The following is a 25,092-nucleotide window of genomic DNA, read 5'->3' as shown; positions in this document are numbered from 1 at the left end:
CCCGATCCTCACCCGGGGCCGGGCGGCCCGCAGCCCGGCCCACCCGACTGCCCGGGCGGGCTGGTTGCCGTGCGCCGGCCGGTCAGGGAGCGGCGGTCAGACGGACGGCCCCGATCCGGCCCTCGGCGTCGAAGTCGACCTCGGCCGCGCTCCCGCCGGGGAGTTCCGCCGTGATCCGGTCCCCGTCCTCGCGGCGGGGTACGCCGTGGTGGTCGAAGTAGCCCGTGACGGCGCGGCGGGCCGAACGGCCGATCAGGCCGGCCCCGGTCACGAGGGTCCGCGGCAGCGCGATGGCGTCGAGCGCGGCGCGGGGCACCTGGGGGTCGTCGGGCAGGAAGTAGACCTGTGTGCCCGGCCCGGCCTGCTGGCTGAAGTAGCCCGGGGCCTCGGCCACGCCCATCCCGGCGAAGGCCAGCATCTCGGCCGCGCGCCGGGGGTCGGCGAAGCCGGACAGGTCGAGGGCCTCCTCGGTGAGCTCGGCGATCCCCTGGCTCCGGCCGTACCGCTCGATCGCGCCGGTGAGCGCCACCACCTCGGTGCCGCGCAGTCCCGGGTTGGCCCAGCCCCACATCCAGGACCGCTCGTCCATGTCGTAGGTGCCCAGCACCGCGACCCGCAGCTCCAGGCCCTCCTGCCGGTAGGCGCAGGTCGGCAGGTCCGCCGTCCAGGGGCCTTCGGGAAGGAACGCGGTCAGGGCCTCAAGCTGCTCGGCGCCCCACGCCGCGTGCCGCTCGGCCTCCAGCAGGAACGCGTCACTGAATCGGCTGAATTCGCTCACCATGTTCACGACGATACGAGACCCCCTCGCCCCCGCCGCCTCCGGGGGTGACGGACCCACGGCGGGGGCGCGCCCGCGGCCCCGTCCGGCGGCCCCGTCCGGCGGCCCCGTCCGCGCGGGCGCCGCAGACCCGCAGCGCCCGTACGCCCGGGGCGCCCCGCACCTCCCGCAGCTCGGCGAGCTCCCCGGCCGGCAGCCGCAACGAGACTCCCCGGCGGCCTGAATCCAGGTGCGCGCACCCGGCGTCGAGCAGTTCCCCGTATCCCAGGGGGTGCCGGTCAGGGCCTGGACCTCCCGTAGGAGCGCTCGGGTCCGTGAGGGCCGGAAGCCCGGTTCCGCGGCCGTCCACCACTGCCCGTACGGATGCTCCGCCCCCGGCCTGCCGACGGGTGGCACAATGCGGCGCCATGACCGATGACAGCGCCTCCGGCGCGTTCCTGGCCGGGCAGACGGGGCTGATCGTCACGATCCCCGAGGCCGAGCCCGTCGTCCGCGCCTGGCGCGAACGGCTCGACCCCGGGGCGCGGGCCGGAGTTCCCGCACACGTGACCGTGTTGTTCCCGTTCCTGGAGGAACGCCACATCGACGCGTCCGTGCACGCGGCCATCGCCGAAGTCCTGGCCGGGCACGAGGCGTTCGACCTGCGGTTCGAGGGGTGCGGGCGCTTCCCGGGGACCCTCTACCTCGCCCCCGTCCCGGACGCCCCGCTGCGCCGGCTCACTCTCGCGATCGCCGACCGCTGGCCGCGAAACCCGCCGTACGGCGGCCGGTTCGCCGAGGTCGTCCCGCACCTCACGATCGCCCAGGACCAGGAACCCCACGTCCTGTCGGCGGTCGAGGCCGACCTCCGGCCCCGCCTCCCCTTCTCGGCCCACGTCTCGTCCGTCGCGCTGATGGCTTACGACGGCACGGCCTGGCAGCACCGCACCACTTTCCCGCTCCCCCCGGCCACCACCGGCTGACCGCCCCCACCCGGCTCGGGCGAACCCGACAACACGGCCCAGGCCATGGTCAAGCCTGGTCCTCCGCAGGCTGGGCCCCTCGTGTCACCCGCATAGGTCTTGAGTATGAGATCCGGGAACAGCTCCTGGGACGGATGCCTATGACCCGCGACTCCTCCTAACGTCGTGAGTGTCACATCGGGCAACTCGACACTTGGACGGCGGAGATGAGGCACGACACATCAAGCGGGACGATCGGCGCCACCCGCGGCGTACTGGCGCCGGCGCCGAGTCGGACACCGGCCTCAACCCGGGGGCGGCCGTCGGGAGCCGGACCTGAGCCGCCCCGCCCGGGGTCGGTGCCCTGCCCGAGTGGCGGGCGCGGGCAGGGGACCGGCCCGGCCGGGCACGGGTGGGGTAGGTCAGGAGGCGAGATGGAACCCGGCGCCGACTCCGCCGTTGGCGTTCAGCTCGTCGATGATGCTCAGGATCGGCGAACTGTGCTGGGCGCCCCAGGCGTTGCCCACCAGCGTCTGACCCACGACGACGGGGGAACCGGAATCACCGCCGTCGGTCCAGATGAGGTGGGTGAACCAGATCCCGTTGGTGCCGAGCTTGATGGCGCAGGTCAGGCCCGTCCGGTGGCCCTGCTTGCACATGCGGGTGCCGTTGGCGGGCGGGGCGCCGATGGATGTGATGGTGACGCCGCCGACGGTGTTGGTGGCCGCGACCCTGCTCTCGTCGAGCTTGATCACGGCGTAGTCCAGGCCCTTGGGGCCGGAGTTGAGGAGGTTGTTGGGGGTGCCGACATAGGTGACCGTGCCGATCGGCCCCGTCTGCAGATCGGGGCGGCTGTCGGGGATGGGGGCCGGGGCGAAGGCCGTTCCCGCCGGGGAGGTGTCCCGGTAGACGGAAGCGCCGACCAGCTTGTTGCCCTGCTCGTCGATGAAGCAGTGGGCGTTGGTCAGCGCCACCAGATTGCCGGCCGCGTCGCGGCCGACCGCGGTGAGGGTGCAGATGTAGAAGCTCGTGGGAGCCTCCGGGGTCGGCTGCAGCCGGAAGATGATCCCGGTGCCACCGCCTACGGGGGTGAGGGTGTCCGCGCCGGCGGGAGGGGCGGCGATGAGTGACATGCCCGCCAGGAGCGCGGCGAGGCCGAGAGCGCGCAGTGTTCGTAACATGCGATCGCTTCCTTGGTGAGGTGATTAGAACTATTTTCTAGTTCCTATCACGCCGCAGGGGTCGAGCCACAGGCTGCAACAAGCCTTCTCCCGGCGGCGGGCGGGCAGACGGGCCGGTGAGCCGGGGTGCCGGTATGGGGTGGCTCACCCATCCCTTTCTCGGGGGCGGGTCAGGGGCGGGCAAGGGTGTTCCCCGAGGGCAGGGCGGGTCCGCGCCGAAATCATCGGTACATGACAACTGCAACAATGCGGCGCTCCACACTCGCGGCGGGACCGATCTGCATGACGGCCTACGGGCTCATCCGGCTGACCGACGAGAAACACGGTCCAGGGCTCGCCTGGTCCGCGGGTCATCTGGCCCTGCTGGCAGGCGTCCTGTGCTTCGTCCCGGTGTTCCGGGGACTGAACCGGATGGCGGCGGAAGGGCGCGGCCGGGGCGCCCGGCGGCTCGCCGACGCCGGGTTCGCGGCGGGCCTGATCGGCGTGGTGGCGGTATCGGTGCAGGCGGGGATCGATCTCGTGGTCGGGTTCCTCAGCGAGGACCGGGCGGCGATGCAGGTGCTCTTCGAGCGCGTCCAGAGCAAGCCGATGATGGGGCCCGTCTTCTACACCGTGGGCCCGATGCTGTTCTACGTGGGACTGCTGCTGCTCATGGTGCAGTTGGCGGTACTGCGGCGCGCCGGGGCGTGGCGGACGGTCGCGATCGTGGCGGGCATCGCCGTCTCGATGGTCAGTCTCGATCTGCTGCCCCTGGGGGGCCTGTTGTTCCTGGTCGCCCTCGTCACCCTCGGCTCCCCCGCCCCCGGGGTGTCCCCCCGGCCCTCGTGACGGGAGCGCCTTCCGGAAGCCACAATGGCGTCGGTCGAGCGGAGGGGGGCGGCGGTGGCGGAGATACCCGGGGCGCGGGCGGGGCTGCTGCGGGACACGGAGGAAGTGCGCGCGTACCTGCGGTCGCTGGCCGCGCGGCTCACGCCGGGGCAGGTGCCGGAGTTCGCGCTGCCCGACGAGCCGTTCGGGGACTGGGGCACGGAGCCGGCCACGTTCCAGTACTCCTTCCACGGTCATGTCCGCGCCCGGGACGCGCGGCCCGAGCGCGCGGCGTACGATCCCGCGCTGGCCTCGCGCGCCGCAGAGTCGCTCCGGGACGACGGCTGGGAGAGCCGCGTGGAGGCCGCCGAGTACCCCCGCACCGGGGGCTGGGAGGTCGTCGTGGTCGGCGTCCGCGACGGCCGGCGGATCACACTGTCCTTCCCGCGCGACCACTGCGCGGTGCTGTACCGGGGCCAGAGCCGGGCCCTGCCGCTCTACGAGCACGTGCCGCACATCCGGCCCGACCCGGCGGTGACCCTGGAGACCCTGGAGCCCGGATGGGCCCTGTGCTACGAGTGCGAGGGGCTCGGGTACTGCCCCACCTGCGAGGGCCGGGGCCGGGTCATGGGCGGGCGTCCCGGCTGGGGCGGCGGCACCGGTGACCCGGACCGGCTGGGGCGGTGCCCGGAGTGCTTCACCGAGCGGGTGTGCCCTATCTGCCGGGGGCGCGGGAGCCTCAGGCCGGGCTGAAGCCGAAGAGGCCGTCCATGGCGCGTTGCGCGGCCCATGCCGGAGTGGCCCGGACGGCGAGGTCGCGCACGGCCACCGCGAGGGGGTGGGTGAGGGCCGCGACCCGGCCCGCGCGGCGGGAGCGGATCCGGATGGCGTCGGTACGCGCGCGCCGGGCCCGGGTGTACGCGGCCAGGGCGGCCGGTACGTCGTCGTCCCCGTCGAGCAGGCGCGCGAGCACGACGCCGTCCTCGATGGCCTGGCAGCCGCCCTGGCCGAGGTTGGGGGTCATGGCGTGCGCGGCGTCTCCGACCCAGGCGAGCCGCCCCGAGTGGTAGCGGGGCAGTGGCACGGCGAGGTCGTAGAGGTCGTGCCGCAGGACGGCCGCCGGGTCGATGCGTTCCAGGAGCGCCGGGATCGGGTCGTGCCAGGCGCCGTAGCGGCGCCGCAGTTCGGCTCGGAGGTCACCCGGCGCGTACCCCTGCGGGGCGCGCGCGGTGGCGTAGACGTAGACACGGCCGTCCGCGAGCGGGACCACTCCGAAGCGTTCGCCGCGGCCCCAGGTCTCGGCGGCGACCAGGCCGGGCAGCCCCTCGCAGGACAGTACGGTGCGCCAGGCGGTCTCCCCGCTGTGGCGTAGGCCGGGGTGGTGGGGGAAGTACTGGCGGCGCAGGGCGCTGTGGATGCCGTCGGCGGCGATCGCGACGTCCGCGGTGAGGTCCCCGGCCGGCGTACGGACCACCGGGCCACCGCCTTCGGAGCGCTCGACGCGCTCGACGGCGGTCACCTCGACCCCGTACCGGACCGTGCCGTCGGGGAGCGCGGCGGTCAGGGCGTCCGCCAGGGCCGGACGGTGCACGGCGAGCGGGGGCCGGCCGTAGCGGGCCGCCATCGCGGCGGTGTCGGCGCGGTTCAGCCAGTCGCCGCCGGTGCGGCGGACGCCCATCGCCGCGGGGACGGCGTGGCCGGCGGCCCGGGCGACGTCGAAGCCGATGGCGTCGAAGGCGCGCAGGGCGTTGGGGGCGAGGACGATCCCGGCTCCGAGGGCGGGCGGCCCGGGCGCCCGTTCACAGACGGTGACCCGCCAGCCGCGCCGGTGCAGGGCGAGCGCCGCCGTGAGTCCCCCGATGCCCGCACCGGCTATCACCGCATGACGTGGATTGCTGAACATGGCTCCTCCACACTCCACCATCCCTCTACATCCGTAGAGGCCGATGCCCTCACTCTACAGCTGTAGAGTGAGGGCATGTCCACGCCTGATCGCAGAACCCTCATCGCGGACACCGCGATCGATCTCGTGGCCGCCGCCGGGCTGCGCGGTCTGACCCACCGGGCGGTCGACGCCGCCGCGGGACTGCCTGCGGGCAGCACCTCGTACTACTTCCGCACGCGGACGGCACTGATCGGCGCCTGCTACCAGCGGCTGGCCGAGCTGGACCTCGGCGACGTCGACGCGGACGGCCCGCCGCCGGCGGAGGTGGACCGCGGCGCCGCCGCGGCGGCGCTCGCCGCGCTGCTGTACCGCTGGCTGACCACGGGCCGCGCGCGCCAGCTGGCCCGCTTCGAGCTGAGCCTGGAGGCGGCGCGCACGCCGGAACTGGCGCCGGAGCTCCACCGGGCGGGCCTCGGCGCGCGGGCCCGGGCCACGGCGATCCTCGCCGGGCTGGGCGCGGAGCGGCCGGAGGAGGCCGCGGAGCTCCTGGTCGGCTGGACGGAGGGGATCCTCTACGACCGGCTCGCGGGCGCCCTCGCCCGCTCCCGCCCGGCCCCGGACCTGGCGGAACTGACGTCCGTTGCCCGGCGCATGGTGGACGCGGCCCTGTCCTGACCCGCCACCCGGCCGACCCGGGCCGGGCCCGGGCCGGGCCGGGCCGGAAGCTACAGGGCGCCGAAGTCGGGGAGGATCAGCGAGCCGTCCTCCGCGAGGGTGAACCCCGGGTTGTGGGCGATCTCCCAGACGTGGCCGTCGGGGTCGGTGAAGTAGCCGGCGTAGCCGCCGTAGAACGTGGTCGCGGGCAGCCGCGTCACCGTGGCCCCCGCGCGTTCGGCCGCAGCGACGACCGCGTCGACCTCCTCCGGCGAGCGCACGTTCTGTGCCAGGGCGACACCGCCGAAGCCGCCGGAGCCGCCCGCACGCTCGTCGTCGATGCCGCCGTCGCGCGCGAGCTCGTCGCGGCCCCAGAGCACCAGCGCGAGGCCGCCCGCCTGGAAGAAGACGGTGCCCGACACCTCTTGGCCCCGCCAGCCCAGGCCCTCGTAGAACGTCCGCGCACGCGTCACGTCCGCGACGCCCAGGGTGATCAGACTGACTCGCTGCTCCATGGCCGCAAGCTACCAGGGCCGCCGCGCGGAACATGGTCGGCTGGCCCACGGGATGCGGCTGACTGGCGATGGTCCGCGCGATGGAGCGGGTGGAGGAGATCTCCGCGTTCGCGCTCGGGCGGTGCCGGTGAACCGGTTGTCCACGTCGCTCGGTACGCCGGACCTGTGCGCGGCGCTGATGGCGAACCGGCTGATCAGCCCCGCACGGCGAGCTTCGGAGCGGGAGCGTCCGGCGATGCTGCCGCAGCGGCCCCGGCACCGGCTTGTCGCGGCGTCTTCGCGGCAGGTGTCACAACGAGTTGAGTGCACTCTCCTGGGCCGGATCCTTGGATGCCGGGTGGTCCGGGGCGGCGGCGTGCAGTGCCGCTTCGACCCGGCGGTTGCTGGTCATGGATGCCGTGACGGCGGTCATCGCCAGGAGGAGGCCGGCGGCGGCGTAGAGCGGGGTGCGGATGTCGTGGGTGGTGGCCAGCCAGCCGCCGAGGAAGGCCCCGATGGGGGCGGCGCACATGGAGAGCATGCGGGAGGTGGAGGCGACCCGGCCCATCAGGTGGGCGGGGACGATCGCCTGTCGGAGGGAGGGCGCGAGCACCATCGTGGCGCCCATGCCCGCCCCGCAGACGGCGAGCGCGAGGCCGGCGGCGTACGGGTTCGGAGCGGCGGCCAGGCCCAGGATGGCGAGTCCCTCGACTGCGGCGGTGCAGGTCAGCGCGGTGCCGGTGCCGAGTCGTCGGCCGAGGAAGGAGGCTATGGCCGCGCCGAGCAGGCCGCCGGTGGCCTCCGCCGTGAGGAGCAGGCCGAAGCCGAAGGTGTCGATGCCCAGGCGGTCGTGCGCGAAGAGGGCGAGGACGGTCTCCACGGCGAGGAAGGCGATGTTCCCGACCGCCGGGCGCAGCGCCAGCCCGAGCAGTACCCGGTCGCGGAAGACGTACGAGGCCCCGGCCCGCGCCTGCCGCAGCAGCGATTCATGGGCCTGCGGCGCGGGCCGGGGCGTGGCGGGCAGTGTCCGTACGAGCAGTGCGGAGAGCGCGAACGACATCGCGTCGGCGAGCAGCGGAACCGCCCGTCCGAGTGCGAGCAGGGCGCTGCCCGCAGGTGGCCCCGCGAAGCCGGACATGGCGGTCTGGGCGCCGCGCAGGCGGGAGTTGGCGCGTTCCAGGAGTGCGGGGTCGCGGCGGAGAAGATCCGGCAGGTAGGCCGTGGCGGCGGTGTCGAAGAAGAGTCCGCCGAGGCCGAGGAGGAAGGCGACGGCCGCGAGCAGTGGAATGCTCAGCGCGTCGAGCGCGGCCGCTGCCGCCGGTATCGCGAGCAGCACCGCACGCGCCGTGTCCGCGACCCACATCGTGCGCCGGCGGTCCCAGCGGTCCACCAGCGCACCGCCGAGCACCCCGAAGAGCAGCCACGGCAGCGTTCCGGCGGCCGTGACGACGGCGAGCGCCATCGGATCGCGGGTCAGCGTCAACGCGAGCAGGGGCAGTGCGGCATGCGTCACCCCGTCACCGAGCGAGGACACCGTCTGTGCGGTCCACAGCCGTCCGAAGCCGGTCGGCAACTTCCGTACGTCTGAGGTCACTTGGTGTCTCCTTCGGTCTGCTCGCGCTGCGCCGGGTGGAACAGTGCGAAGACGAGTGACGCGTCCGGCAGCGAGGGATCGGACAGCTCGCGGTACTCGTCCGCCAGTGCCTGCAGCCGCGCCCCGAGCTCCGCGAACTGCTCCTCGGTGAGCCGCAGATGCGCCATCCGAACGTGCCGCTCGCCGTCCGCGGGCGATGCCTCCAGGTCCGCCACCGCATGCCGCATCAGCACGTCCGGCCCTCCCTCGCCCGGATCCGGCAGCGCGATCGACCGCGCGGCCATCGCGTAGTACCGCTCGGTGACCCCCCGCACCTTCCGCGTCCGTACCACCTTCACCAGCCCGGCCCGCTCCAGCAGCCGTACGTGGTAGCTGGAACTCCCCTTCGCCAGGCCCACCCGCTCGGCGATCTGCGTGATCGTCGCGGGCTCGAAGCGGAGCACGGCCATGATCCGGTGACGCGTGAGGTTGGAGACGGCGCGCAGCTGCTCGTCCGTGGTGACGTGAAACGTCTCGGGAAGATCATCGGTAGGCATACGAGCAATGGTCAACGTTTCTTGACCATTGCGCAAGAGGGATTCCGCACGGACCTCCGGAATCTGCTGTCCGGCGCGCCAGACCTTCCGTCAAAGCCCCCCGCTCCGCCGCCGGTCCGGGGACGACCCGGGGCAAAGAGGGCTCCCAGCAGAACGCCCCGAGAAGTTCCCACCCGAACGGGGGGAACTTCTCGGGGCGTTGGGGCGCTCGGGCCGTTGCGGCCGCCGCGGCCGTGTGCGGGAGGGCTACAGGCGGACGCTCCACGCCGCCGAGGTGCGCAGCGTGCGGGCGATCAGCGGGTCGCGCACCGCCGTCGTGCGGTCCTCGGCCGTCACGGTCAGCTTGTGCGTGCGCAGGTCGAGGAGCCACAGCTCCGCCACCCGCACCTCGGTCCGGCCCCGGAACCGCTTCAGCTCGCGGCCGTCCAGGTACCACCTGACCTCGGGCTGCCGCCCGTAGGCGTCGGCCAGCCGGGGTACGGAGGCCTTCGCGGTGTGCCACGGCCGCAGGGTGCGGTCCGTCGGGGTGAGCGGGGTGACGAACGTGGCGTGGCGGGCGAAGCCCGCGATCATCGCCTCGGTGCCGGGCAGGCTGAAGGGCTTGCCCAGCACCCGCATGATCGAGTTGTCGGTGGGCCGGTACAGCCCGGTCACGTAGTAGCCGCCGCCCTCGTACGCGCCGACGACACCGCCGTCGGGCGATTCCTCGCCCAGCCAGCGGTACCACTTGGTGCGCTCCCGGGCCATCCGGTCGGCGGTCAGGGTGGAGCTGTTGGATTCGGCGGGCTCGGGGCCGGTGTACTTCTCGTAGTCCGGGACGCCGGGGTAGAAGTATTCGTCGGCGAGCTTGCCCAGCGAGTGGCCGGTCTCGTGGATGGCGACCTGGCCGGATTTCGCGTTGCCGGCCGAGGCGGTCGAGATGCCCTCGTAGCCGAGGGTGGCGCTGGGCTCGTTGTAGCCCGCGCCGCCGTACTTGGCGCTGTTGGCGAGCACGATCACCAGGTCGGCGGCCGGGGCCTTCGCCACGTAGGCGTCCACCTTGGGCTGGTCGACGCAGAGCAGCCGCTCGATGTCCTCGCACCAGAAGTACGAGCCGAGGGCGGTGTCGCGCACGGCGCCCCGGTCCGGGTCCCCGGTGACGCCCGAGTCGTTCGAGACGGCGTCGACCGTCCATACGTTGAAGAGGTTCTGGTAGGTGGTGTACGGCTCGACGGCCGCCACCTCGGCCCATTTCTGCCGGGCGTCGGCGTGGAAGCGGTCCAGTTCGGCGGCGGTGTAGCCGTCGCCGATGACGACGACGTCCAGACGGTCGGCGGTGGAGCCGTTGTCGATCATCTTGGTGACGTCGCCGTCGGCCGCCCGCTCGGCCTCCGAGAGCCGGGCCGCGCTCTTCGCCTGCCCGGAGAGGGGTACCCGGGTGTAGCCGGATCCGGCGTCGGTGCCGTGCTCCGGCCCCGGTATCTCTACCTTCACGCGGGCCGTCGCGGGTGCGGGCGGCGGGCCCTCGGCAGCGGTGGCGGCAGCGGCGCCGGGACCGGCGGTCAGGAGCGCCGCGGCCGCGCAGGCCGCCGTGACGGCTCCGCACAGGGTCCGGCGGATGGTGGGGTGCATGAAGTGAAGTCCTCCCCCGAAGAAGGAAGTTGGGAAGTACGGAAGTACGGCGGTTAAGTGGGGATGTAAGCCTGCTGATGCGAGTGCTTAAATTAGGGGCCGCGCGGGGCGTGCGCAATGGTTGGCCCTCCCGCACCACGGGGAATGCGAGCAACGAGGGGAATGTCATGGGGGAGTTCACGGGAGCGTTCACGGACGAACCGGCCGAGATCGGCCGCCGCGTCCAACGCCTGCGCACCGGACTCGGTCTGACGCAACGCCAGTTGGCGGACCCCGCCTACACCCCCGCCTACATCTCGACGCTGGAGTCGGGCAAGGTCCGCCCCTCCGAGACCGCGCTGCGCTTCCTCGCCGGACGCCTGGGCACCTCGTACGAGGAACTCGCCACCGGACGCCCCGCCCACCTGGCCACGGAACTGCGGCTGGGCCTGACCGACGCCCAGCGGGCGCTCGCCACCGGCGCCGCCGACGAGGCCGCCGTCCACTACCGGCGGCTGCTCACCGACGCCGAGCACCTGGACCTCACCGCCGAGCGGGCCGAGGCCCTGCTCGGGCTCGGGGACTGCGCCCTGGAGTCCGGTGAACTCGGCGACGCGGTACGGCACTTCGAGGCCGCCGAACAGCTACTGGCGGGCGAGCCGCTGCCCCGCCGGGCCCGCCCGATCCGGGGCCGGGCCGTCGCGCACCTGCTCGCCGGGGAACTGCGCTACGCCTGCTACCTCCTCGAATCCACCATCGACGAACTCAACGCGGGCGGGCTGGCCGACCCCGAGGCGCTGGTGCTGCTCTACGCCGCGGTCATCGGGCCGTACATGGACATGGGGGCGCACGCCCGCGCCGCGCACGCCGCCGAGCTGGCGCTCGCGCTGGCACCCCGGGTCAGTGACCCGGCGCTGGTGGCGGGGATGCACCGGCAGGTCGCGCGGACGTTCCTCGCCGAGGGCCGGGCGGCCGATGCCGACGCCTCCCTCTCCAAGGCGCAGGCGGTCTACCGGGAGTTGCGGCTGCGCACCGACCTGGCGCACTGCCACTGGATGCGCGGCTACGTCCAGGCCCAGAACGGTGATCTCGACTCGGCGGAGGCCGAGTTGCGCACGGCCCGGGACATGCTGGCGGCCAAGCGCGCCGCGCTCTACACCGCGCAGGTGGAGATCGAACTCGCCGACGTGCTGCGCCGGCTCGGGCGGTACGAGGAGGCCGCCGGGCTGCTGGCGGTACTGCTGGATCTGGGCGACAGTCACGGCGCGGTCCACGCGGGCGGCGCGCACCGGCTGCTCGGCCTGATCGCTGAGGAGCGCGGGGAGCCGGAGCTCGCCGAGGAGCACTACGTACGGGCGCTGGCGCTGCTGGAGCGCAGCGGGGCCACGGGCGATCTCGCCGACCTGTGCCGGCTGCTGGGGGATCTGCTGCGGCGTACGGGGCGGATCGAGGCCGCGCTGGACGTGTACCGGACGGGGCTGGGCCACCGCGCGGCGCCCGGGTCGACCACGCTGGGGCCGGCGCCGGCCGCTCCGGCGTTCCCGCCCCGCCCGGCGCCCCGGTAGGCGCCCCGGCCGTTAGGAGGCGCGGCCCGTCTCAGGGGGTGGCGGGCAGCGGGTGCCCTTCGGGGCCGGTGACGTCGGCCTGCGTGGAGAAGCGGGAGAGGAACACGTCGTACTGCCCGTCCGGCCTGCGGGTCATCGTCGCGCCGTCCTGCCAGATGCCGTTGTCGTCCCACCACTGGGTGCCGTACGGATCGCCCTGGTTCTGGTGGACGTCGTGCATGCCGAGGCCGCCGTCGTCGAACGGTTCGCCGAAGACGAGGATCGGCCGCCCGGGTACGAGGATGAGTTCCAGGGCGTCCGAGGCCTCGGCGTACGAGCCCGAGAGCCAGGGGCGGGGCGGGCTCAGGCGGTCCAGGAGCGCCGCCAGCCACGCGATGCCGCAGCCGGTCCGGTTCCGCAGGGCCGGGTGGCGCAGGTAGTCGATGGCGCCGGAACCCGAGGTGCGGGCGAGGTGGTGGTAGCCCGGCGGCAGGTCGGAGGCCGGTTCGAGGACGGATGCGGCGAGGGTGCGGACCTGCCAGCGCACTCCGGTGGTGGACTGTTTGCTGTCCACGTCGACGGCGCAGCGGTAGCGGCCGGCGGGGGCGTCGACCTCCAGGTTCACGTGGAACCAGCGGCCCTGGGTATCGGGCTGATCGCGGAAGTGGCGGTGCAGGGTTCCGGACAGCACGCCGTATTCGTCGAGCGGCATGCCGTCAGTCAACCACGCGGGCGCGGGTGAGGGTGCCGACGCGGCTGCGGCTCATGCGCGGCGGCCGTGGCCGCGCCGCCACACCAGGCGGCAGGCCTGGAAGGACACCATCAGCAGCGCGACCGTCGCGAGCGTGGAAGCGGCGCCGAGCGCTCCGGTGGAGACGACCCGGAGCAGCGACACGGCGAGGGCGCCGGGGCCCGTGTCGTAGGCCGCGGCGGCGGGTTCGAGTTCGATCGCCCCGTAGAGCACCCGGCACACCAGGCTCACGGCGGCCAGGACCGCACCGGAGCGCACCACCGTGCCCAGCGCTCCCGGGGTCGCCCATGCTCCGCGCATCCTCGTCACGTCCTCTCCCCCGCTCCGTCCGGTACCTGTCGTATCCCATGATCCCCGGCCCCGGCCGGGGGCCTGCGGCCGCCCCCCTCCGCCACGGATCAGCCGTTCAGCGACTTCATCAGCTCGGGGGCGTAGCGGTCGCCCGAGACCACGCCGTGCGGGGCCACGGCGTCGATGGCGGCCAGGTCCGCCGCGGTGATCGTCACGGCGGTGGCGGCGAGGTTCTCCTCCAGGTAGCGGCGGCGCTTGGTGCCCGGGATCGGGACCGCGCCCCGGCTCAGCGTCCAGGCGAGCGCGAGCTGCGAGGGGGTGACCCCCTTGTCGGCGGCGAGGCGGCGGACCTGGTCGACGACGGCCAGGTTGCGGGCGAAGTTCTCGCCCTGGAAGCGGGGATCGGTGCGGCGGAAGTCGTCGGCGGCGAAGTCCTCCGGGGTGGTGATCGCCCCGGACAGGAAACCGCGGCCGAGCGGCGAGTAGGCGACGAGCCCGATGCCGAGTTCGCGCAGGGTGTCGAGGACGCCTTCGTACTCGATGCCGCGCTCGAAGAGGCTGTACTCGGTCTGCACGGCGGCGAGCGGGTGGACGGCGTGGGCGCGGGCGATGGTGGCGGGCGCGGCCTCGCACAGCCCGACGTGGCGGACCTTGCCGGCGGCGACGAGCTCGGCCATGGCGCCCATGCTCTCCTCGACGGGCACGTTCGGGTCGATCCGGTGCAGGTAGTACAGGTCGATGTGGTCGGTGCCGAGGTGGCGCAGGGAGCGGTCGGCGGCGCGCCGGATGTACTCGGGGGTGGCGTTGTGGCCGAGGAAGGCGCCCTCGTCGGTGAACTCGGCGCCGGTCTTCGTGGCGATCACGACGTCTTCGCGGCGGCCGTTGGCGGCGAGGGCCTTGCCGAGGAGCTGCTCGTTACGGAACGGGCCGTAGCCCTCGGCGGTGTCGAGCAGGGTGACGCCCAGCTCCAGGGCGCGGTCGATGGTGGCGAGCGACTCGGTCTCGTCGGTGGCTCCGTAGTGGGCGGTCATGCCCATCAGGCCGAGGCCTTCGGCGCCGACCTGCAGGCCCTGGCCGCCCAGTGCGCGGATCTCCATGATGCTCTCCTTCGAGGCGAACGTAAGTAACTAACTGGATAGGTCAACCATGCACGGGCGGTGCGGCCGATGTCAATAACCAGATAGTTACTTGCTAGGCTGCCGGTCATGGCAAGGGACTCCAGCGCAACGAAGGCACGCCTGCTCGACGCGGCCTTCTCCGAATTCGCGACGTACGGCATCGCCGGCGCGCGGGTCGACCGGATCGCCGAGGCGGCGCAGGCGAACAAGCGACTCATCTACGTCTACTTCGGCAACAAGGAGCAGCTCTTCGACGCCGTGCTCCAGCGCGCGCTGGAGACCGGCTCCGAGTCCGTGCCGTTCGACGTCGAGGACCTGCCGGGCTACGCGGGCGCCATCTTCGACCACCTCGTCGCACAGCCGTCGCTGATGCGGCTGATGCTGTGGAAGCAGCTGGAGCGGCCCGGCTCGGCGGACGCGGAGGCCGCGTCCTACCGCGCGAAGATCGCGCTGGTGGAGCAGGCGCAGCGGGCGGGCCTCATCGAGCCCTCGCTCGACCCCGCCGACGTCCTGACGCTGGTGCTGGGTCTGTCCCAGGCCTGGTTCGGCGCGATGGGCGGCCCCGCCGTGGGTGCCGGGGGCACCGGCTGGGAGCCGGAGCGGGTGGCGCGGCACCGGGCGGCGGTGGTGGAGTCCGTACGCCGCGCCACGTCGCCGGCGCCTGCCGCGTAAGAGGCACCCCGCACGAGCGGCGGCCGGTTCCCCGGGCCGGCCGTGGGGGTGGGCACCGCCCTCACCCCGCGGCCGACGGGCGGGCCCCACCCCCGGCGCTCGCCCCGCGGGCGCGGTGATCAATGATGGCGCGCATGACACCGATCACCGGCATGGACCTCACCGGCTTCACCGAGCAGGAGCCGGGGGTGTGGACCGACGAGCAGGGCCTCGTGCTGTCGGTGCACTTCTTCGATCTCGTACCCGACCTGCCGGCGCCACCGGCCGAGGCCGACCGGCTCCGGCACGGCCTGGCCCTGTCGGTGGCCCGGGCCGGCGCGGGTCTGATCGAGGCCTCGGTCGGCGAGGTCGACGCCCTCCCGGCCGTACGCCAGTTGGTGAAGGTACGGCGGCCCGGCGGCCACGGGCAGGTGTTCCTCGGCTCCTGGACGGTGCCGAGGGCCGGATGCAGCACCGTGGTCAAGGTACAGGCGGGCGAGGGCCCGATGTCCGGGGTGCGGGAGGCCGTGATCCTCAACCAGGTCGGTCCGGAGCGGTACTTCATGCCTCATCCGTACGGGCCAGGCATCGCGGGCGGTCTGCCGTACCACGTCGGCGATCACGAGCAGTGGGACGCGGGCTTCCCCGACCACCCGCTCACCCTGGTGCGGGCCGCGCTGCGGCGTCTCACTCCCGGCATCACCCTGCACCCGGTGTTCAAGGCGCTGCCCGCCTTCGGAGGTCCGGCGGCCGGAGGTCCCGCGGCCGCGCCCGCCCCCGCTCCGGCAGCCCGCCGCTGGTTGCGCCGGGCCCCTCGGGGCTAGTGCCGTGACCGGGAGGGTTCACCGGGTCGCGGCGTCCGGTGCGGTGCATCGCAAGGCTGAGGGCCGCGGCTCGTACCGGACGTACTCGCGCGGTCCGACAACGCGGCGAGGTGCCGTGCCGGGCCCCGCGCCCCGGCAAACCCTTCCGCTCACGGCACTAGGTCGTGGCGGGGCGGCTCAGTTCGCGCACCGTCGCCATGTCGCTGAACGGCAGCAGTTCCTCGCCGACGATCTGGTGCGGCTCGCTGCCCTTGCCCGCGATCAGGACGATGTCGTCCGGGCCCGCCCCGGCCAGGGCGAAGGCGATCGCGCGGCGCCGGTCGGCGGTGCGCTCGTAGGGGGTGCCCGTCGACGCGATGCCGGGGGCGATCTGGTCCAGGATCGCCTCGGGGTCCTCGCGCCGCGGGTTGTCCGAGGTGAGGACGCACAGGTCGGAGTGGGTCCCGGCGATCCTGCCCATGTCGGCGCGCTTGGTCGTGTCCCGGTCCCCGCCGCAACCGAACACCGTGATGACCCGGCCGCGCGCGAAACCGCGGATGGCGGTGAGCACCTTGTCCAGGGAGTCCGGCGAGTGCGCGTAGTCCACGATCACCGACGTCCCGCTCGGGGTCACGAAGCGTTCGAACCGCCCCGGGACGGGGGGCAGGAGGGCGAGCGCGGCGACCAGCCCGCCCAGGTCGTGCCCCAGCACCCGGCACGCCGCCACGGCGGCCAGCGCGTTCGACACCGAGAACCGCCCCGGGACGGGGATCGCCGCCGGGTACGCACGCCCGGCGTGGTGCAGCGTGAACCGGGTGCCCGAAGCGTCCGCGCTCAGGCCGGTGGCGCGGAAGTCCGCCTCGGTGTCCAGGGCGTACGTGGTCACCGCGCCCGGCATCATCGCGGCGATCCCGGCTCCCACGGCGTCGTCCGCGTTGACCACCGCGTGCCGGCACAGGCCCTGGAACAGGCGGAGTTTGGCATCCCGGTAGTGCTCCATCGTGCCGTGGTCGTCCAGGTGGTCCTGCGTCAGATTGGTGAAGACGCCGACGTCGACGAACGTGCGGTCCACCCGGTGGGTCAGCAGGGCCATCGAGGTGGCCTCCAGCACGACGCTGCCGGCGCCGCCGTCCCGCATCCGGCCCAGCAGGTACTGGAGGTCGGGTGACTCCGGCGTCGTCAGGACGGACGGCGGCATCGGGATCACCTCGTCGCCGATCCGGCTGCCCGCCGTACCGATGACGCCGACGCTCGCGCCTTCGGAGATCCGCAGCAGGGACTCGACCATGTACGAGATGGAGGTCTTGCCGTTGGTTCCGGTGACCGCCACCATGTCCATCTGCCGCCCCGGCTCGCCGAAGTACCGCGAGGACGCGACGGCGGCCGCCTTCCGGGTGTCGGGCACCCGTACGACGCACACGTCCCGGGGCGCTGTCCGCGCGGCCCGGTCCGTGTCGGCGTCTGCGTCCGGGTCGGCGGCCGCGGCTGCCTCGCCGTCGGCGTGCGCCTCGACGATGACCGCCGCGGCGCCGCGGGCCAAGGCCGCCCCGACCGCCGCGGGACCGCCGCCGCGGTGGCCGGGCACCGCGATGAAGAGGGAGCCCGGTGTCACGCGCTCGACGTCGAAGGTGGTGCCGGCGGTGATGCGCGTCGTCTCGGCGTCGCCCTGGAGGACGTGGTGTTCGTGGCCTGTCAGCAGCCCGCTCAGCTTCACGGTGGTCCCTTCGAAGGTGGCTCGGGCCCGTCGTGCGGCCGTCGCCAGGCGGCAGCGCCGACGGGTCGCCGGGCTGCGGTGATCGTGTGGGCCGTCCCCGCACCGTCCCCGTCCCCTGAGCGCGGGCATCGGGCGTACGTCGTCGGGCGTACGTCGTCGGGCGGCGGACGGCGGACGGCGGACGGCGGGTGGCAGGCATCGGCCATCGGGCCTGAGGCCGCCGGGAGAGGGGGGTGCTTCGCTAGCCGTGGCCGTGCAGCGCGCCGCGGCCGACCGGGGGGGCCTGGCCATCGGCAGCGGTCAGGGCGCTCACGCCGCCCGTACGACCCGCGGCGACCGCGAGCACGTCAGGGGCAGCCTGCTGTGGCAGGCACTCCCCCGTCACACGTGTGCGGTCCATGGGCCGAGTGTACGTCCCGTCGCGCGCCCCGGACGCCGCCGATACGGGTGGAGCCCGGCACCTGATCAAGTGCCGGGCGGTGCGTTGCCTACCCGGCCGGCGGCTGTGCAGGCTGCCGGCGCCCCGGGAGTCCACCGCGCCGTCCCGGCCGCCGCGCCGTCCCGCCGAAAGGGAACAGATGTCCGCCGAACCGTCCCGCCGTACCCTGCTGACCGGAGCCGCCGCCGCGGCCGTCGCCACCGCCACCGGCGCCCGCGCCCACGCCGCTACGGCAGGAGCCGGCACAGGCCCGGTCGTCCGCACCACCGCCGGCCAGGTCGCCGGGGCCGTCGCCGGGCGGACCGCCGTCTTCCGTGGCGTGCCGTACGCCGAGCCGCCGGTCGGCCGCCTGCGCTTCGCCTCGCCCCGGACGCCCCGCCCCTGGCGCGGCGTCCGCGACGCCACCCGGTTCGCCGCCCCCTCGTACCAGTCGGCGCTGCCCGGAAGCAGCGAGGACTCCCTCTACGCGAACGTCTGGACCCCGGACACCGGGGGCAGGCGGCCGGTCCTGGTCTACGTACACGGCGGCGGCTGGTTCCTCGGCGCGGGCAGTCAGGACGTGTACGACGGCGAACGCCTCGCCGACCGGGGCGATCTCGTCGTCGTCACCTTCAACTACCGGCTCGGCGCCTTCGGTTGGGGGTCCCATCCGGACCTGGCCGACCCCGAGACCGGCTCCCACGCCAACTGGGGCCTCCAGGACCAGGTGGCGCTGCTGCACTGGGTCCGGGCCAACGCCCGTGCCTTCGGCGGCGATCCGGACAACATCACCCTCGCCGGCACCTCGGCCGGCGGCGCGAGCACCTGGCAGTTGTCCCTGCTGCCCGAGTTGCGCTCCACCGTCCGGCGGATCGTGCCGATCAGCGCGGCACACGCCTGGGCCCCGGCGCTCGCCCTCAACGCGCAGGACTCGGTACGCGCGTACGAACGGCTGGCCGAGGCGCTCGGCACGGGCGTCTCCGGACTCCGCGACGCGGACGCCGCCCGGATCAAGGCCGCCTGGGAGGCCACCTTCACCGGCAGCCCCGAGCTGCGCCCGCTGGGCAGCGGCCGCGAGTACCGGGGCCCCGTCGTCGACGGCCGCTGGGTGCGCGGGTACGACCACGAACTGCCCACCCCGCGCGTGCCGGTCCTTTCCGTCCACGCCGCGACCGAGGGCTCCTTCTTCACCGGTCCCGCCTCCCCGAGCCCGTCCCCGGCACCCACCGACGAGGCGCAGCTGCACGCGTCCGTACGTGCCTGCCTGCTGAAGGGGACGCCCGAGGTGCCGGCGGAGCTGGTCGAACGGTGCGTGTCCCACTACCGGGCCGCCGCGCTGGCCGAGGGACTGCCGGCCGACCCGCTGACGCTGTGGACGGAGATCTGGGGGGACAGCCTCTTCCGGGGTCCGGTGATCCGGTTCGCCGAGCGGCACGCCAGGACGGGCAGCACCCCGGTGTACGTCACCGAGTTCGCCCACCCGGTGCGCGCGCCGCACTTCGGCACGCCGCACGAGGCCACCTCGAAGTTCCTCTTCGGCACGCACCGACTGCCCGGGCAGGCTCCGGTGTTCGGGGACGGCCCGCTGGAGCGCACGGTGTCGGACACCTTCATCGATCTGGTGGCCTCCTTCGCGCGCACCGGCGTCCCCGCCGCGCCGGCCGCGCCCGCCGTCCCGGTGTTCACCCCGGGCCGGGCGAGCGCGCTGATCCTCGGAGGTCCCGGGGTGGCCCGGATCGCGGAGCTCCCCAAGCAGCGCCAGCTGCGTTTCTGGGACGAGGCGGGCTGGGGTCCGCGGATCTGAGCGCGGCGGGACTCCTCGGGGAGGGCGGCCTCGACGAGTTCCTTCGGCGTCGGCCGGATCCGGTCGGCCCTGGCGGTCGCCGCGAGCCGCTGCGCCGTGCTGCCGTGCTGCCGTGCTGCCGTGCTGCCGAGGGAGCGGTACGGGGCGCCGGCGACGCGAGGTGCGGATCGGCTTCGCCGCCGAGACGAACCATGACAGCAATAGCGGCACCGGGAACCAGCCGAAGCCCGGCGGCACGGCTCCGATCGGCGCCGCCGCCGGCCCGGCCGCCTCGGCGGCGCCTTGCCGGTCTCTGCGGGGGCCTCCGCCGCCCGGGTCGTGTGGGCGGGGGCGGTCGGTCAGGCGTCGGCGGCGAAGGCGCCCTTCGCGTGGAAGGCGTGTTCGGCGAAGCGTTCGCCGATCCGGCGGTGGGCGGCGGTGTCCGGGTGGAGCGCGTCCGGCAGGGGCAGTTCCGCGAAGTCCGCCTCGCCGTAGAGCGTGCGGCCGTCGAGGTAGTGCAGGTGCGGGTCCTCGGCCGCCCGCTGCGCGGTGATGCGGGCGAGTTCCTCCCGGATGACGTTGAGCGTCAGCTTGCCCTGGGCGCGCTCCGCCGGGTCGCCGAGGGCCCGGAAGCTCAGCTGTCCGCCGCTGAAGTCCGGTGCGAGGGGGCCCGGGGTGTCCTCCTGGATGGGGCAGAGGATCGGGGAGACGACCAGCAACGGCACCTCGGGCCGGCCGTCGCGGATGGTGTCGAGGAAGCCGTGCACCGCCGGGACGAAGGCCCGCAGGCGCATCAGGTCGGTGTTGACGAGGTTGATGCCGATCTTGACGCTGATCAGGTCCGCCGGGGTGTCGCGCAGGGCGCGCGCGACGAAGGGGTCGAGCAGGGCGTTGCCGCCCAGCCCCAGGTTGATCAGCTCCACGCCGCCCCGGGCCGCGGCCACCGCCGGCCAGATCTCGGTCGGGCCTGCGGCGTTGGAGCCGTGGCTGATCGAACTGCCGTGGTGCAGCCACACCCTGCGGCCCCGGTCCGGCAGGGGCTCGACCGGGGCGTCGGTGCGCAGCGCTATCAGCTCGACGGTCTCCCGGTGCGGCAGCCAGATCTCGATGTCCTTGGCGCCCGCGGGCAGCCCGGCGAAGCGGGCGGTGCCGGGCGGGCCCGGGGTCGTCTCCATCGATCCGGTGGTCATGTCGACGGTGCGGACGTTGCCGCCGGTCACCGTCGTCCGGCCCGTCAGACGGCCGTCGACGACCAGGTCGTAGAGGCCCTCCGGCGTGGCGGGGGCGCCCGGGTAGACCGTCTTGGTGGGGAGCACGTCCAGCTCGACGGCGGTGGCCCCGGTACGGAACGCCACCCGTACGCCGGAGGGCTGGGCCTCGACCATGGCCAGGTACCCGTCCGGGAACTGCCGGCGGGCCCGGGCGGGCAGCCGGTGCGGCAGCACGCCGTGCTCGGTGGCTTCGACGTCGAGGGCGCCGCGCAGCACGCGGGCGTCGACGGGGGTGGTGATCCAGTCGGTCACGTCGGCTCCTTTGCCATTGGGTCGTGGTGGTGGCGATCGCGGTGGCGGTACGGGGGTCACCCGTGCGGCGGCCGGGACCGCACCGCCCCCGAGTCGATCATCGCGATCACAGCACCCTACCCAGGATCGGCCCCTTCCTGCGGACGGCCGGCGTCCTTGAACTCGACGGTGGTGAACAGCAGCGGGGTGTGCCCGCAGTTCTCCAGGTCGTGCAGCAGGAACTCGCCGGGCCCGAACGTGAAGTGCCGGGTCTCCCCCGCCTCGTAGGTGACCTCGCGGGTCGTGCCGTCGGCGGTGTGCTGGCGGCCGCGCCCGGCCGTCAGGGCCGTCCAGAAGTAGTCCAGGGCGTGCCGGTGCGCCGGCAGCCGCTCGCCCGGCGCGAGCCGGATCTCCCACACCCGTACCCGGTCGGTCTCGCTGAGCAGGCGGCCGCCGACCCGGCCGTTGTGGGCGTTCTCCTCGAACTCCGCGCGCAGTTCGGCGGACCAGCCCTCGTGGTCGCGCGCCACCAGGGTCCCGGCGAGCGGCAGGCCGTGATCGTTCACCATCATGTCCGTGCCTCCTCAGGCGAGTCGGCCGCCGCCGTCGACGTGCAGCACGGTCCCGGTGACGAACGGGGCGGCCATCGCGTACAGCACCGCCTGGAGCAGGTCGTCGGGGGTGCCGGTGCGGCGGGCGGGGTTGCGCTCGGCGACGTGCTCCAGGAAGGACTCCTTGTTCTCGCCCAGCCCGTCCCAGGCTCCGGAGTCGACGATGCCGGGCGAGACCGCGTTGACGCGTACGGGGGCGAGCTCCACCGCGAGGGCCTCGACCAGGAAGGACAGCGCACCGTTGGTGGTGGCCATGACGACCCGCTCGGGTGCGGGGCGCCAGGCGGCGACTCCGGAGAAGAAGGTGAAGGAGCCGCCCGGGCGGACCTGCCCGGCCAGGTGCTTGGCGAGCAGCAGCGGGCCGATCACCTTGGCGTCGAACGCCCGGCGCACCGCGTCGAGCGCGAGGCCGGACACCGGCCCGTTGGCGGGCATCGCGGCGGTCGAGACCAGGTGGTCGAACGCGCCGGCGCGGGCGGCGAGGGCCGCGATGGACTCCTCGTCGGCGAGGTCGACGCGGTGGATGCCGGCCGCCGGGGCGGCCAGGGTGGCCGCCGTCGCCTCCAGCTTCGCGGTGGAGGGGCCGGCCAGCAGCACCTCGGCGCCGGCCGCGGAGGCGGCCCGCGCGAGGTGCCGGCCGATGTGCGAGCCCGCGCCGACGACGATGACCCGCCGTCCGTCGAGGCTGTCCCCGGGGGTGGTGCTGAGCGTGCTCATGGTGCGTGTCCTTCGGCTCTTCGACTGTCCGTTCCGGCGGGGCCGGCCGGGCCGGTGCGGCCCGTGGTGACGACTCTGCCGCCAGCCGTCCCATGCGTCCAAGGCATCGTTCTCATGGCTGCGATAGCCTGGGAGAATGGTCAAAGGGACGGGTACGGACACGGTGACGGTGACGGGCACAGCGGCGGCGATGGCGACGCTGCGGCAGTTCGAGTACCTGGTGACCGTCGTGGACACCGGATCCTTCACCCGCGCCGCCGAGTTGCTGCACGTCACCCAACCCGCCCTGTCGAAGCAGGTCCAGGCCCTGGAGCGGAGCGCGGGCGGCCCGCTGCTGGAGCGGCTGCCGCGCGCGGTACGGCTCACCCCGATGGGCCGGGCCATGCTGCCGCACGCCCGCGCCGCGCTCGCCGACGCCGAGCGGGCCGGTACGGCCGCCCGGCGCGCCGCGGGTCTCGCCGGCGGGGAGATCCAGCTCGCGACCGTCTACTCGATCACGCTGGGCGTGCTCCCGCCCGTCCTGCGGATCTGGCACCGGCGCCATCCCGAAGTCCGCGTCAGGCTGGTGGAGTTCGCGCACGCGGACGCGCTGCTCGCCGCCATGGCCGCGGGCCGGGCCGACCTCGCGGTCGGACCGGTGCCGGACGGCTGGGACGGGCCGGTGCGCACCCTGGGCACCGAGCGGTTCGTGGTGGCCGTCGCCGCCGACGATCCGGTGGCGGCGGAGGGCACGGGCCGGGTGGCACTCGGGGCGCTGGCGGAGCGCGCCTGGGTGCACTTCGCCCCGGGCAACGGCCTCGCGGAGGTCCTCGACCGGGCCTGCGAGCGGGCGGGGTTCCGGCCGCGCACGGCGGTGCGTACCGAACAGACCGCGGCCGCACCGTTGTTGGCGGCGGCCGGACTGGGCCCGGCGCTGGTGCCGGCGAATCTGGTCCCGGCCGGTTTCGCGGGGCACCTGCTGGACCCGGAGCCCCCGGTGTCACGGGAGCTGGCGGCGTACGCGCGACCGCGCCCCGATCCGGTCACCACGGCCTTCCTGGAACTGCTGGCGGAGCACGCGCGGCCCTGACGCCGGGCGCGCAAAAGGGTTTGACGCCCTCCGGTGCCGGGAGTTCGGATGGTGCCCCATGAGCACAGAGCGAACGAGCGGTCCGTCCCCCGTCGACGAGGACCTCGTACGGCGCCTGGTCGCCGGGCAGTTCCCGCGGTGGGCGGGGCTGGCGGTGGAGCGGTTCGCGTCCGGCGGCACGGTGAACGCCATGTACCGGCTGGGCGCGGACATGGCCGTACGGCTGCCCCTGGCGGCGGGCGGCGCCGGGGACGTGGCGCTGGAGCGGGAGTGGCTGCCGCGCCTCGCGGCCATGCTGGCCACGCCGATCCCCGAGGTGCTCGGGGCCGGGGAACCGGCCGAGGGGTATCCGTGGCCGTGGTCGGTGTACCGGTGGCGGGCGGGGGCGAACCCCGAGGCGGGGGCGCTGAGCGAGCCCGTGGCGCTGGCCGGGGACCTGGCCGGGTTCGTGGCGTCGATGCGGAGCATCACCCTGCCGGGTGCGCCGGCCGCCCATCGCGGCGGGCCGCTCAGCTCGCTCGACGCCGGGACCCGGGCGGCGATCGGGCGGCTGCGCGGGATCCCGGAGGAGGGCGTCGACTGCGACGCCGCGGCCGCGGTGTGGGAGGAGGCGCTGCGCGCCCCGGACTGGGACGGCCCGCCGGTGTGGCTGCACGCCGATCTGATGCCGGGCAATCTGCTGGTGGAGGCCGGACGGCTGACCTCGGTGATCGACTTCGGGTGCGCGGGCGTCGGCGATCCGGCCTGTGACCTGTTCCCGGCGTGGAACCTGTTGCCGGCCGGTGGTGCGCGGGAGGTCTTCCGCGAGGCGCTCGGCGTCGACGACGCGACCTGGATCCGGGGCCGCGCGCGGACGCTGTCGCAGGCGCTGATCGCGCTCCCGCACTACCGGCGGACGAACCCGGCGATGGCCGGCAACGCCCGGCACGTGATCGGGGCGGTGCTGGGCGAGACGGGCCGGGACGGCGTGCCCGCGTCGTCCCGTTAGGGCGCGGTCCATGGACGTGGAATCGATCGCGAACGGAACGGCCGGGTTCGCGGGCGCACTCCTTCGGATCCCGTCAGCCGTTGGGTTTCGCCCGGACGTGCATGCGTTCCCCCTGGCGGCCGAAGAGGCTGAGGACCTCGACGGGACGGCCGTCCGCGCTGCTGAACCAGTGGGGCAGCCGGGTGTCGAACTCGGCGACCTCCCCGGGGCCGAGGACCAGGTCGTGTTCCGCGAGGACGAGCCGCAGCCGGCCCTCCAGTACGTACAGCCACTCGTAGCCCTCGTGCGTGCGGAGCACCGGCTCGGCGCCGCGGTCCGCGATGACCATCTTGTACGCCTGGAGGGGGCCGGGGCCGCGGGACAGGGGGACGAAGGTGCCGCCGTTCGGCAGGGCTCGGGCCGTCATCCGTACCCGGGGGTCGCCCACTTCGGGAGCGCCGACCAGGTCGTCCAGGGGCACGTGGTACGCGCCCGCGAGCGGCAGCAGCAGTTCCAGGCTGGGGCGGCGCTGCCCGGACTCCAGCCGGGACAGGGTGCTCTTGGAGATGCCGGTCGCCTCGGAGAGCGCCGCCAGGGTGAGGCCGCGCTTGGCGCGCAGCGCTTTGAGCCGGGGGCCGACCTCGTCGAGGACGGCCCGGTACGACGGCGTGGGTTCCATGCGGGCATTCCACC

At 74.2% G+C, this 25,092-nt stretch carries 27 protein-coding genes; 11 read left to right on the top strand and 16 right to left on the bottom strand.

Annotation, left to right across the window (positions count from 1 at the left end; translation table 11 throughout):
- Positions 1–82: 82 nt before the first annotated feature.
- Complete coding sequence (locus tag EES41_RS33580; RefSeq protein ID WP_123082862.1) at positions 83–781, bottom strand: DUF6882 domain-containing protein; 699 nt, start codon at positions 779–781, stop codon at positions 83–85.
- Here EES41_RS33580 and EES41_RS41700 point away from each other — a divergent pair.
- A complete protein-coding gene (locus EES41_RS41700; protein WP_164496012.1) occupies positions 780–1,001 on the top strand; it encodes a hypothetical protein in 222 nt (73 codons plus the stop codon). The two genes, EES41_RS33580 and EES41_RS41700, sit on opposite strands and share 2 nt — an antisense overlap.
- 184 nt (positions 1,002–1,185) lie before the next feature.
- Positions 1,186–1,740: a 2'-5' RNA ligase family protein gene (locus tag EES41_RS33575; protein ID WP_123081665.1), complete on the top strand. Its 555-nt coding sequence runs from the start codon at positions 1,186–1,188 to the stop codon at positions 1,738–1,740.
- Between the two features lie 401 nt (positions 1,741–2,141).
- Here the strand turns inward: EES41_RS33575 and EES41_RS33570 are convergent, their stop codons facing one another.
- Positions 2,142–2,900, bottom strand: coding sequence for a trypsin-like peptidase domain-containing protein (locus tag EES41_RS33570; protein ID WP_123081664.1), 759 nt, complete (start codon positions 2,898–2,900; stop codon positions 2,142–2,144).
- 231 nt (positions 2,901–3,131) lie between these two features.
- On the opposite strand from EES41_RS33570, the gene EES41_RS33565 reads away from it, so the two are divergent.
- Positions 3,132–3,728, top strand: a complete 597-nt coding sequence (locus tag EES41_RS33565) for a hypothetical protein (RefSeq protein WP_216827281.1) — start codon at positions 3,132–3,134, stop codon at positions 3,726–3,728.
- 54 nt (positions 3,729–3,782) lie between these two features.
- Complete coding sequence (locus tag EES41_RS33560; protein WP_164496011.1) at positions 3,783–4,460, top strand: hypothetical protein; 678 nt, start codon at positions 3,783–3,785, stop codon at positions 4,458–4,460.
- Here the strand turns inward: EES41_RS33560 and EES41_RS33555 are convergent.
- Complete coding sequence (locus EES41_RS33555) at positions 4,447–5,610, bottom strand: FAD-dependent monooxygenase (RefSeq protein WP_123081661.1); 1,164 nt, start codon at positions 5,608–5,610, stop codon at positions 4,447–4,449. The genes EES41_RS33560 and EES41_RS33555 overlap by 14 nt on opposite strands.
- Positions 5,611–5,685: 75 nt before the next feature.
- On the opposite strand from EES41_RS33555, the gene EES41_RS33550 reads away from it, so the two are divergent.
- Positions 5,686–6,267: a TetR/AcrR family transcriptional regulator gene (locus EES41_RS33550; protein ID WP_123081660.1), complete on the top strand. Its 582-nt coding sequence runs from the start codon at positions 5,686–5,688 to the stop codon at positions 6,265–6,267.
- A 50-nt stretch (positions 6,268–6,317) separates the two neighbouring features.
- On the opposite strand, the gene EES41_RS33545 is transcribed toward EES41_RS33550, so the two are convergent.
- From EES41_RS33545 to EES41_RS33530, 4 genes are all read right to left on the bottom strand, one after another.
- On the bottom strand, positions 6,318–6,761 hold the full coding sequence (locus EES41_RS33545) for a VOC family protein (RefSeq protein ID WP_123081659.1): 444 nt from the start codon (positions 6,759–6,761) through the stop codon (positions 6,318–6,320).
- A gap of 289 nt (positions 6,762–7,050) precedes the next feature.
- Positions 7,051–8,334 (bottom strand): MFS transporter, encoded by a 1,284-nt coding sequence (locus EES41_RS33540; protein ID WP_123081658.1) that lies wholly within the window; start codon positions 8,332–8,334, stop codon positions 7,051–7,053.
- Positions 8,331–8,870 (bottom strand): transcriptional regulator, encoded by a 540-nt coding sequence (locus EES41_RS33535; RefSeq protein ID WP_123081657.1) that lies wholly within the window; start codon positions 8,868–8,870, stop codon positions 8,331–8,333. Before EES41_RS33535 ends, EES41_RS33540 begins: the two co-directional genes overlap by 4 nt.
- Positions 8,871–9,116: 246 nt before the next feature.
- Positions 9,117–10,481, bottom strand: coding sequence for a M64 family metallopeptidase (locus EES41_RS33530; RefSeq protein ID WP_123081656.1), 1,365 nt, complete (start codon positions 10,479–10,481; stop codon positions 9,117–9,119).
- Between the two features lie 167 nt (positions 10,482–10,648).
- Here EES41_RS33530 and EES41_RS33525 point away from each other — a divergent pair, with 167 nt between their 5' ends.
- On the top strand, positions 10,649–12,025 hold the full coding sequence (locus EES41_RS33525; RefSeq protein ID WP_123081655.1) for a helix-turn-helix transcriptional regulator: 1,377 nt from the start codon (positions 10,649–10,651) through the stop codon (positions 12,023–12,025).
- Between the two features lie 31 nt (positions 12,026–12,056).
- Here EES41_RS33525 and EES41_RS33520 read toward each other — a convergent pair whose 3' ends face one another.
- The 3 genes from EES41_RS33520 to EES41_RS33510 all read right to left on the bottom strand — a co-directional run bounded on the left by EES41_RS33520 (position 12,057) and on the right by EES41_RS33510 (position 14,143).
- Positions 12,057–12,716: a DUF2278 family protein gene (locus tag EES41_RS33520; protein WP_123081654.1), complete on the bottom strand. Its 660-nt coding sequence runs from the start codon at positions 12,714–12,716 to the stop codon at positions 12,057–12,059.
- 51 nt (positions 12,717–12,767) lie between these two features.
- Positions 12,768–13,064, bottom strand: coding sequence for a hypothetical protein (locus EES41_RS33515; protein WP_008744088.1), 297 nt, complete (start codon positions 13,062–13,064; stop codon positions 12,768–12,770).
- A gap of 89 nt (positions 13,065–13,153) precedes the next feature.
- Positions 13,154–14,143 (bottom strand): aldo/keto reductase, encoded by a 990-nt coding sequence (locus EES41_RS33510; protein WP_123081653.1) that lies wholly within the window; start codon positions 14,141–14,143, stop codon positions 13,154–13,156.
- A gap of 108 nt (positions 14,144–14,251) precedes the next feature.
- Here EES41_RS33510 and EES41_RS33505 point away from each other — a divergent pair, with 108 nt between their 5' ends.
- Both EES41_RS33505 and EES41_RS33500 read left to right on the top strand, forming a co-directional pair.
- Positions 14,252–14,836: a TetR family transcriptional regulator gene (locus EES41_RS33505; RefSeq protein WP_123081652.1), complete on the top strand. Its 585-nt coding sequence runs from the start codon at positions 14,252–14,254 to the stop codon at positions 14,834–14,836.
- Positions 14,837–14,970: 134 nt separating this feature from the next.
- Positions 14,971–15,639 (top strand): hypothetical protein, encoded by a 669-nt coding sequence (locus tag EES41_RS33500; protein WP_250569695.1) that lies wholly within the window; start codon positions 14,971–14,973, stop codon positions 15,637–15,639.
- A 157-nt stretch (positions 15,640–15,796) separates the two neighbouring features.
- Here the strand turns inward: EES41_RS33500 and EES41_RS33495 are convergent, their stop codons facing one another.
- Together EES41_RS33495 and EES41_RS41695 are read right to left on the bottom strand one after the other, a co-directional pair.
- Entirely contained in the window at positions 15,797–17,332 is a 1,536-nt protein-coding gene (locus EES41_RS33495) for a UDP-N-acetylmuramoyl-L-alanyl-D-glutamate--2,6-diaminopimelate ligase (protein WP_123081651.1), read from the bottom strand.
- Between the two features lie 241 nt (positions 17,333–17,573).
- On the bottom strand, positions 17,574–17,732 hold the full coding sequence (locus tag EES41_RS41695) for a hypothetical protein (RefSeq protein ID WP_164496010.1): 159 nt from the start codon (positions 17,730–17,732) through the stop codon (positions 17,574–17,576).
- A 178-nt stretch (positions 17,733–17,910) separates the two neighbouring features.
- Here EES41_RS41695 and EES41_RS33490 point away from each other — a divergent pair, with 178 nt between their 5' ends.
- On the top strand, positions 17,911–19,554 hold the full coding sequence (locus EES41_RS33490) for a carboxylesterase family protein (RefSeq protein ID WP_123081650.1): 1,644 nt from the start codon (positions 17,911–17,913) through the stop codon (positions 19,552–19,554).
- 338 nt (positions 19,555–19,892) lie between these two features.
- Here EES41_RS33490 and EES41_RS33485 read toward each other — a convergent pair whose 3' ends face one another.
- From EES41_RS33485 to EES41_RS33475, 3 genes are all read right to left on the bottom strand, one after another.
- A complete protein-coding gene (locus tag EES41_RS33485) occupies positions 19,893–21,056 on the bottom strand; it encodes a GDSL-type esterase/lipase family protein (RefSeq protein ID WP_123081649.1) in 1,164 nt (387 codons plus the stop codon).
- 116 nt (positions 21,057–21,172) lie between these two features.
- Entirely contained in the window at positions 21,173–21,604 is a 432-nt protein-coding gene (locus tag EES41_RS33480) for a hypothetical protein (RefSeq protein ID WP_123082861.1), read from the bottom strand.
- A 15-nt stretch (positions 21,605–21,619) separates the two neighbouring features.
- Positions 21,620–22,363, bottom strand: a complete 744-nt coding sequence (locus EES41_RS33475; RefSeq protein WP_123081648.1) for an SDR family oxidoreductase — start codon at positions 22,361–22,363, stop codon at positions 21,620–21,622.
- Positions 22,364–22,499: 136 nt separating this feature from the next.
- Between EES41_RS33475 and EES41_RS33470 the strand changes: the two genes are divergently transcribed.
- Positions 22,500–23,432: a LysR family transcriptional regulator gene (locus EES41_RS33470; RefSeq protein ID WP_250569694.1), complete on the top strand. Its 933-nt coding sequence runs from the start codon at positions 22,500–22,502 to the stop codon at positions 23,430–23,432.
- Between the two features lie 58 nt (positions 23,433–23,490).
- Positions 23,491–24,420 carry an aminoglycoside phosphotransferase family protein gene (locus tag EES41_RS33465; RefSeq protein ID WP_123081646.1) on the top strand — a complete coding sequence of 310 codons (930 nt, stop codon included), beginning with the start codon at positions 23,491–23,493 and terminating at the stop codon, positions 24,418–24,420.
- Between the two features lie 73 nt (positions 24,421–24,493).
- On the opposite strand, the gene EES41_RS33460 is transcribed toward EES41_RS33465, so the two are convergent.
- Positions 24,494–25,078 carry a helix-turn-helix domain-containing protein gene (locus EES41_RS33460; protein WP_123081645.1) on the bottom strand — a complete coding sequence of 195 codons (585 nt, stop codon included), beginning with the start codon at positions 25,076–25,078 and terminating at the stop codon, positions 24,494–24,496.
- Between the last annotated feature and the right edge of the window lie 14 nt (positions 25,079–25,092).

Origin of the sequence: Streptomyces sp. ADI95-16 (genome assembly GCF_003721495.1) — a bacterium.
GTDB lineage: Bacteria > Actinomycetota > Actinomycetes > Streptomycetales > Streptomycetaceae > Streptomyces > Streptomyces goshikiensis.
The sequence above is the reverse complement of the archived record's forward strand: the minus strand, read 5'-3'. Positions and strand labels throughout refer to the sequence as shown.

Excerpts from the sequence above, each read along its gene's own strand:
- EES41_RS41700 (WP_164496012.1), top strand. The coding sequence starts at position 780 with ATGTTCACGACGATACGAGACCCCCTCGCCCCCGCCGCCTCCGGGGGT.
- EES41_RS33580 (WP_123082862.1), bottom strand. The coding sequence starts at position 781 with ATGGTGAGCGAATTCAGCCGATTCAGTGACGCGTTCCTGCTGGAGGCC.
- EES41_RS33575 (WP_123081665.1), top strand. The coding sequence starts at position 1,186 with ATGACCGATGACAGCGCCTCCGGCGCGTTCCTGGCCGGGCAGACGGGG.
- EES41_RS33570 (WP_123081664.1), bottom strand. The coding sequence starts at position 2,900 with ATGTTACGAACACTGCGCGCTCTCGGCCTCGCCGCGCTCCTGGCGGGC.
- EES41_RS33565 (WP_216827281.1), top strand. The coding sequence starts at position 3,132 with ATGACAACTGCAACAATGCGGCGCTCCACACTCGCGGCGGGACCGATC.
- EES41_RS33555 (WP_123081661.1), bottom strand. The coding sequence starts at position 5,610 with ATGTTCAGCAATCCACGTCATGCGGTGATAGCCGGTGCGGGCATCGGG.
- EES41_RS33550 (WP_123081660.1), top strand. The coding sequence starts at position 5,686 with ATGTCCACGCCTGATCGCAGAACCCTCATCGCGGACACCGCGATCGAT.
- EES41_RS33545 (WP_123081659.1), bottom strand. The coding sequence starts at position 6,761 with ATGGAGCAGCGAGTCAGTCTGATCACCCTGGGCGTCGCGGACGTGACG.
- EES41_RS33535 (WP_123081657.1), bottom strand. The coding sequence starts at position 8,870 with ATGCCTACCGATGATCTTCCCGAGACGTTTCACGTCACCACGGACGAG.
- EES41_RS33530 (WP_123081656.1), bottom strand. The coding sequence starts at position 10,481 with ATGCACCCCACCATCCGCCGGACCCTGTGCGGAGCCGTCACGGCGGCC.
- EES41_RS33525 (WP_123081655.1), top strand. The coding sequence starts at position 10,649 with ATGGGGGAGTTCACGGGAGCGTTCACGGACGAACCGGCCGAGATCGGC.
- EES41_RS33520 (WP_123081654.1), bottom strand. The coding sequence starts at position 12,716 with ATGCCGCTCGACGAATACGGCGTGCTGTCCGGAACCCTGCACCGCCAC.
- EES41_RS33510 (WP_123081653.1), bottom strand. The coding sequence starts at position 14,143 with ATGGAGATCCGCGCACTGGGCGGCCAGGGCCTGCAGGTCGGCGCCGAA.
- EES41_RS33505 (WP_123081652.1), top strand. The coding sequence starts at position 14,252 with ATGGCAAGGGACTCCAGCGCAACGAAGGCACGCCTGCTCGACGCGGCC.
- EES41_RS33500 (WP_250569695.1), top strand. The coding sequence starts at position 14,971 with ATGACACCGATCACCGGCATGGACCTCACCGGCTTCACCGAGCAGGAG.
- EES41_RS41695 (WP_164496010.1), bottom strand. The coding sequence starts at position 17,732 with ATGGACCGCACACGTGTGACGGGGGAGTGCCTGCCACAGCAGGCTGCC.
- EES41_RS33490 (WP_123081650.1), top strand. The coding sequence starts at position 17,911 with ATGTCCGCCGAACCGTCCCGCCGTACCCTGCTGACCGGAGCCGCCGCC.
- EES41_RS33480 (WP_123082861.1), bottom strand. The coding sequence starts at position 21,604 with ATGGTGAACGATCACGGCCTGCCGCTCGCCGGGACCCTGGTGGCGCGC.
- EES41_RS33475 (WP_123081648.1), bottom strand. The coding sequence starts at position 22,363 with ATGAGCACGCTCAGCACCACCCCCGGGGACAGCCTCGACGGACGGCGG.
- EES41_RS33470 (WP_250569694.1), top strand. The coding sequence starts at position 22,500 with ATGGTCAAAGGGACGGGTACGGACACGGTGACGGTGACGGGCACAGCG.
- EES41_RS33465 (WP_123081646.1), top strand. The coding sequence starts at position 23,491 with ATGAGCACAGAGCGAACGAGCGGTCCGTCCCCCGTCGACGAGGACCTC.
- EES41_RS33460 (WP_123081645.1), bottom strand. The coding sequence starts at position 25,078 with ATGGAACCCACGCCGTCGTACCGGGCCGTCCTCGACGAGGTCGGCCCC.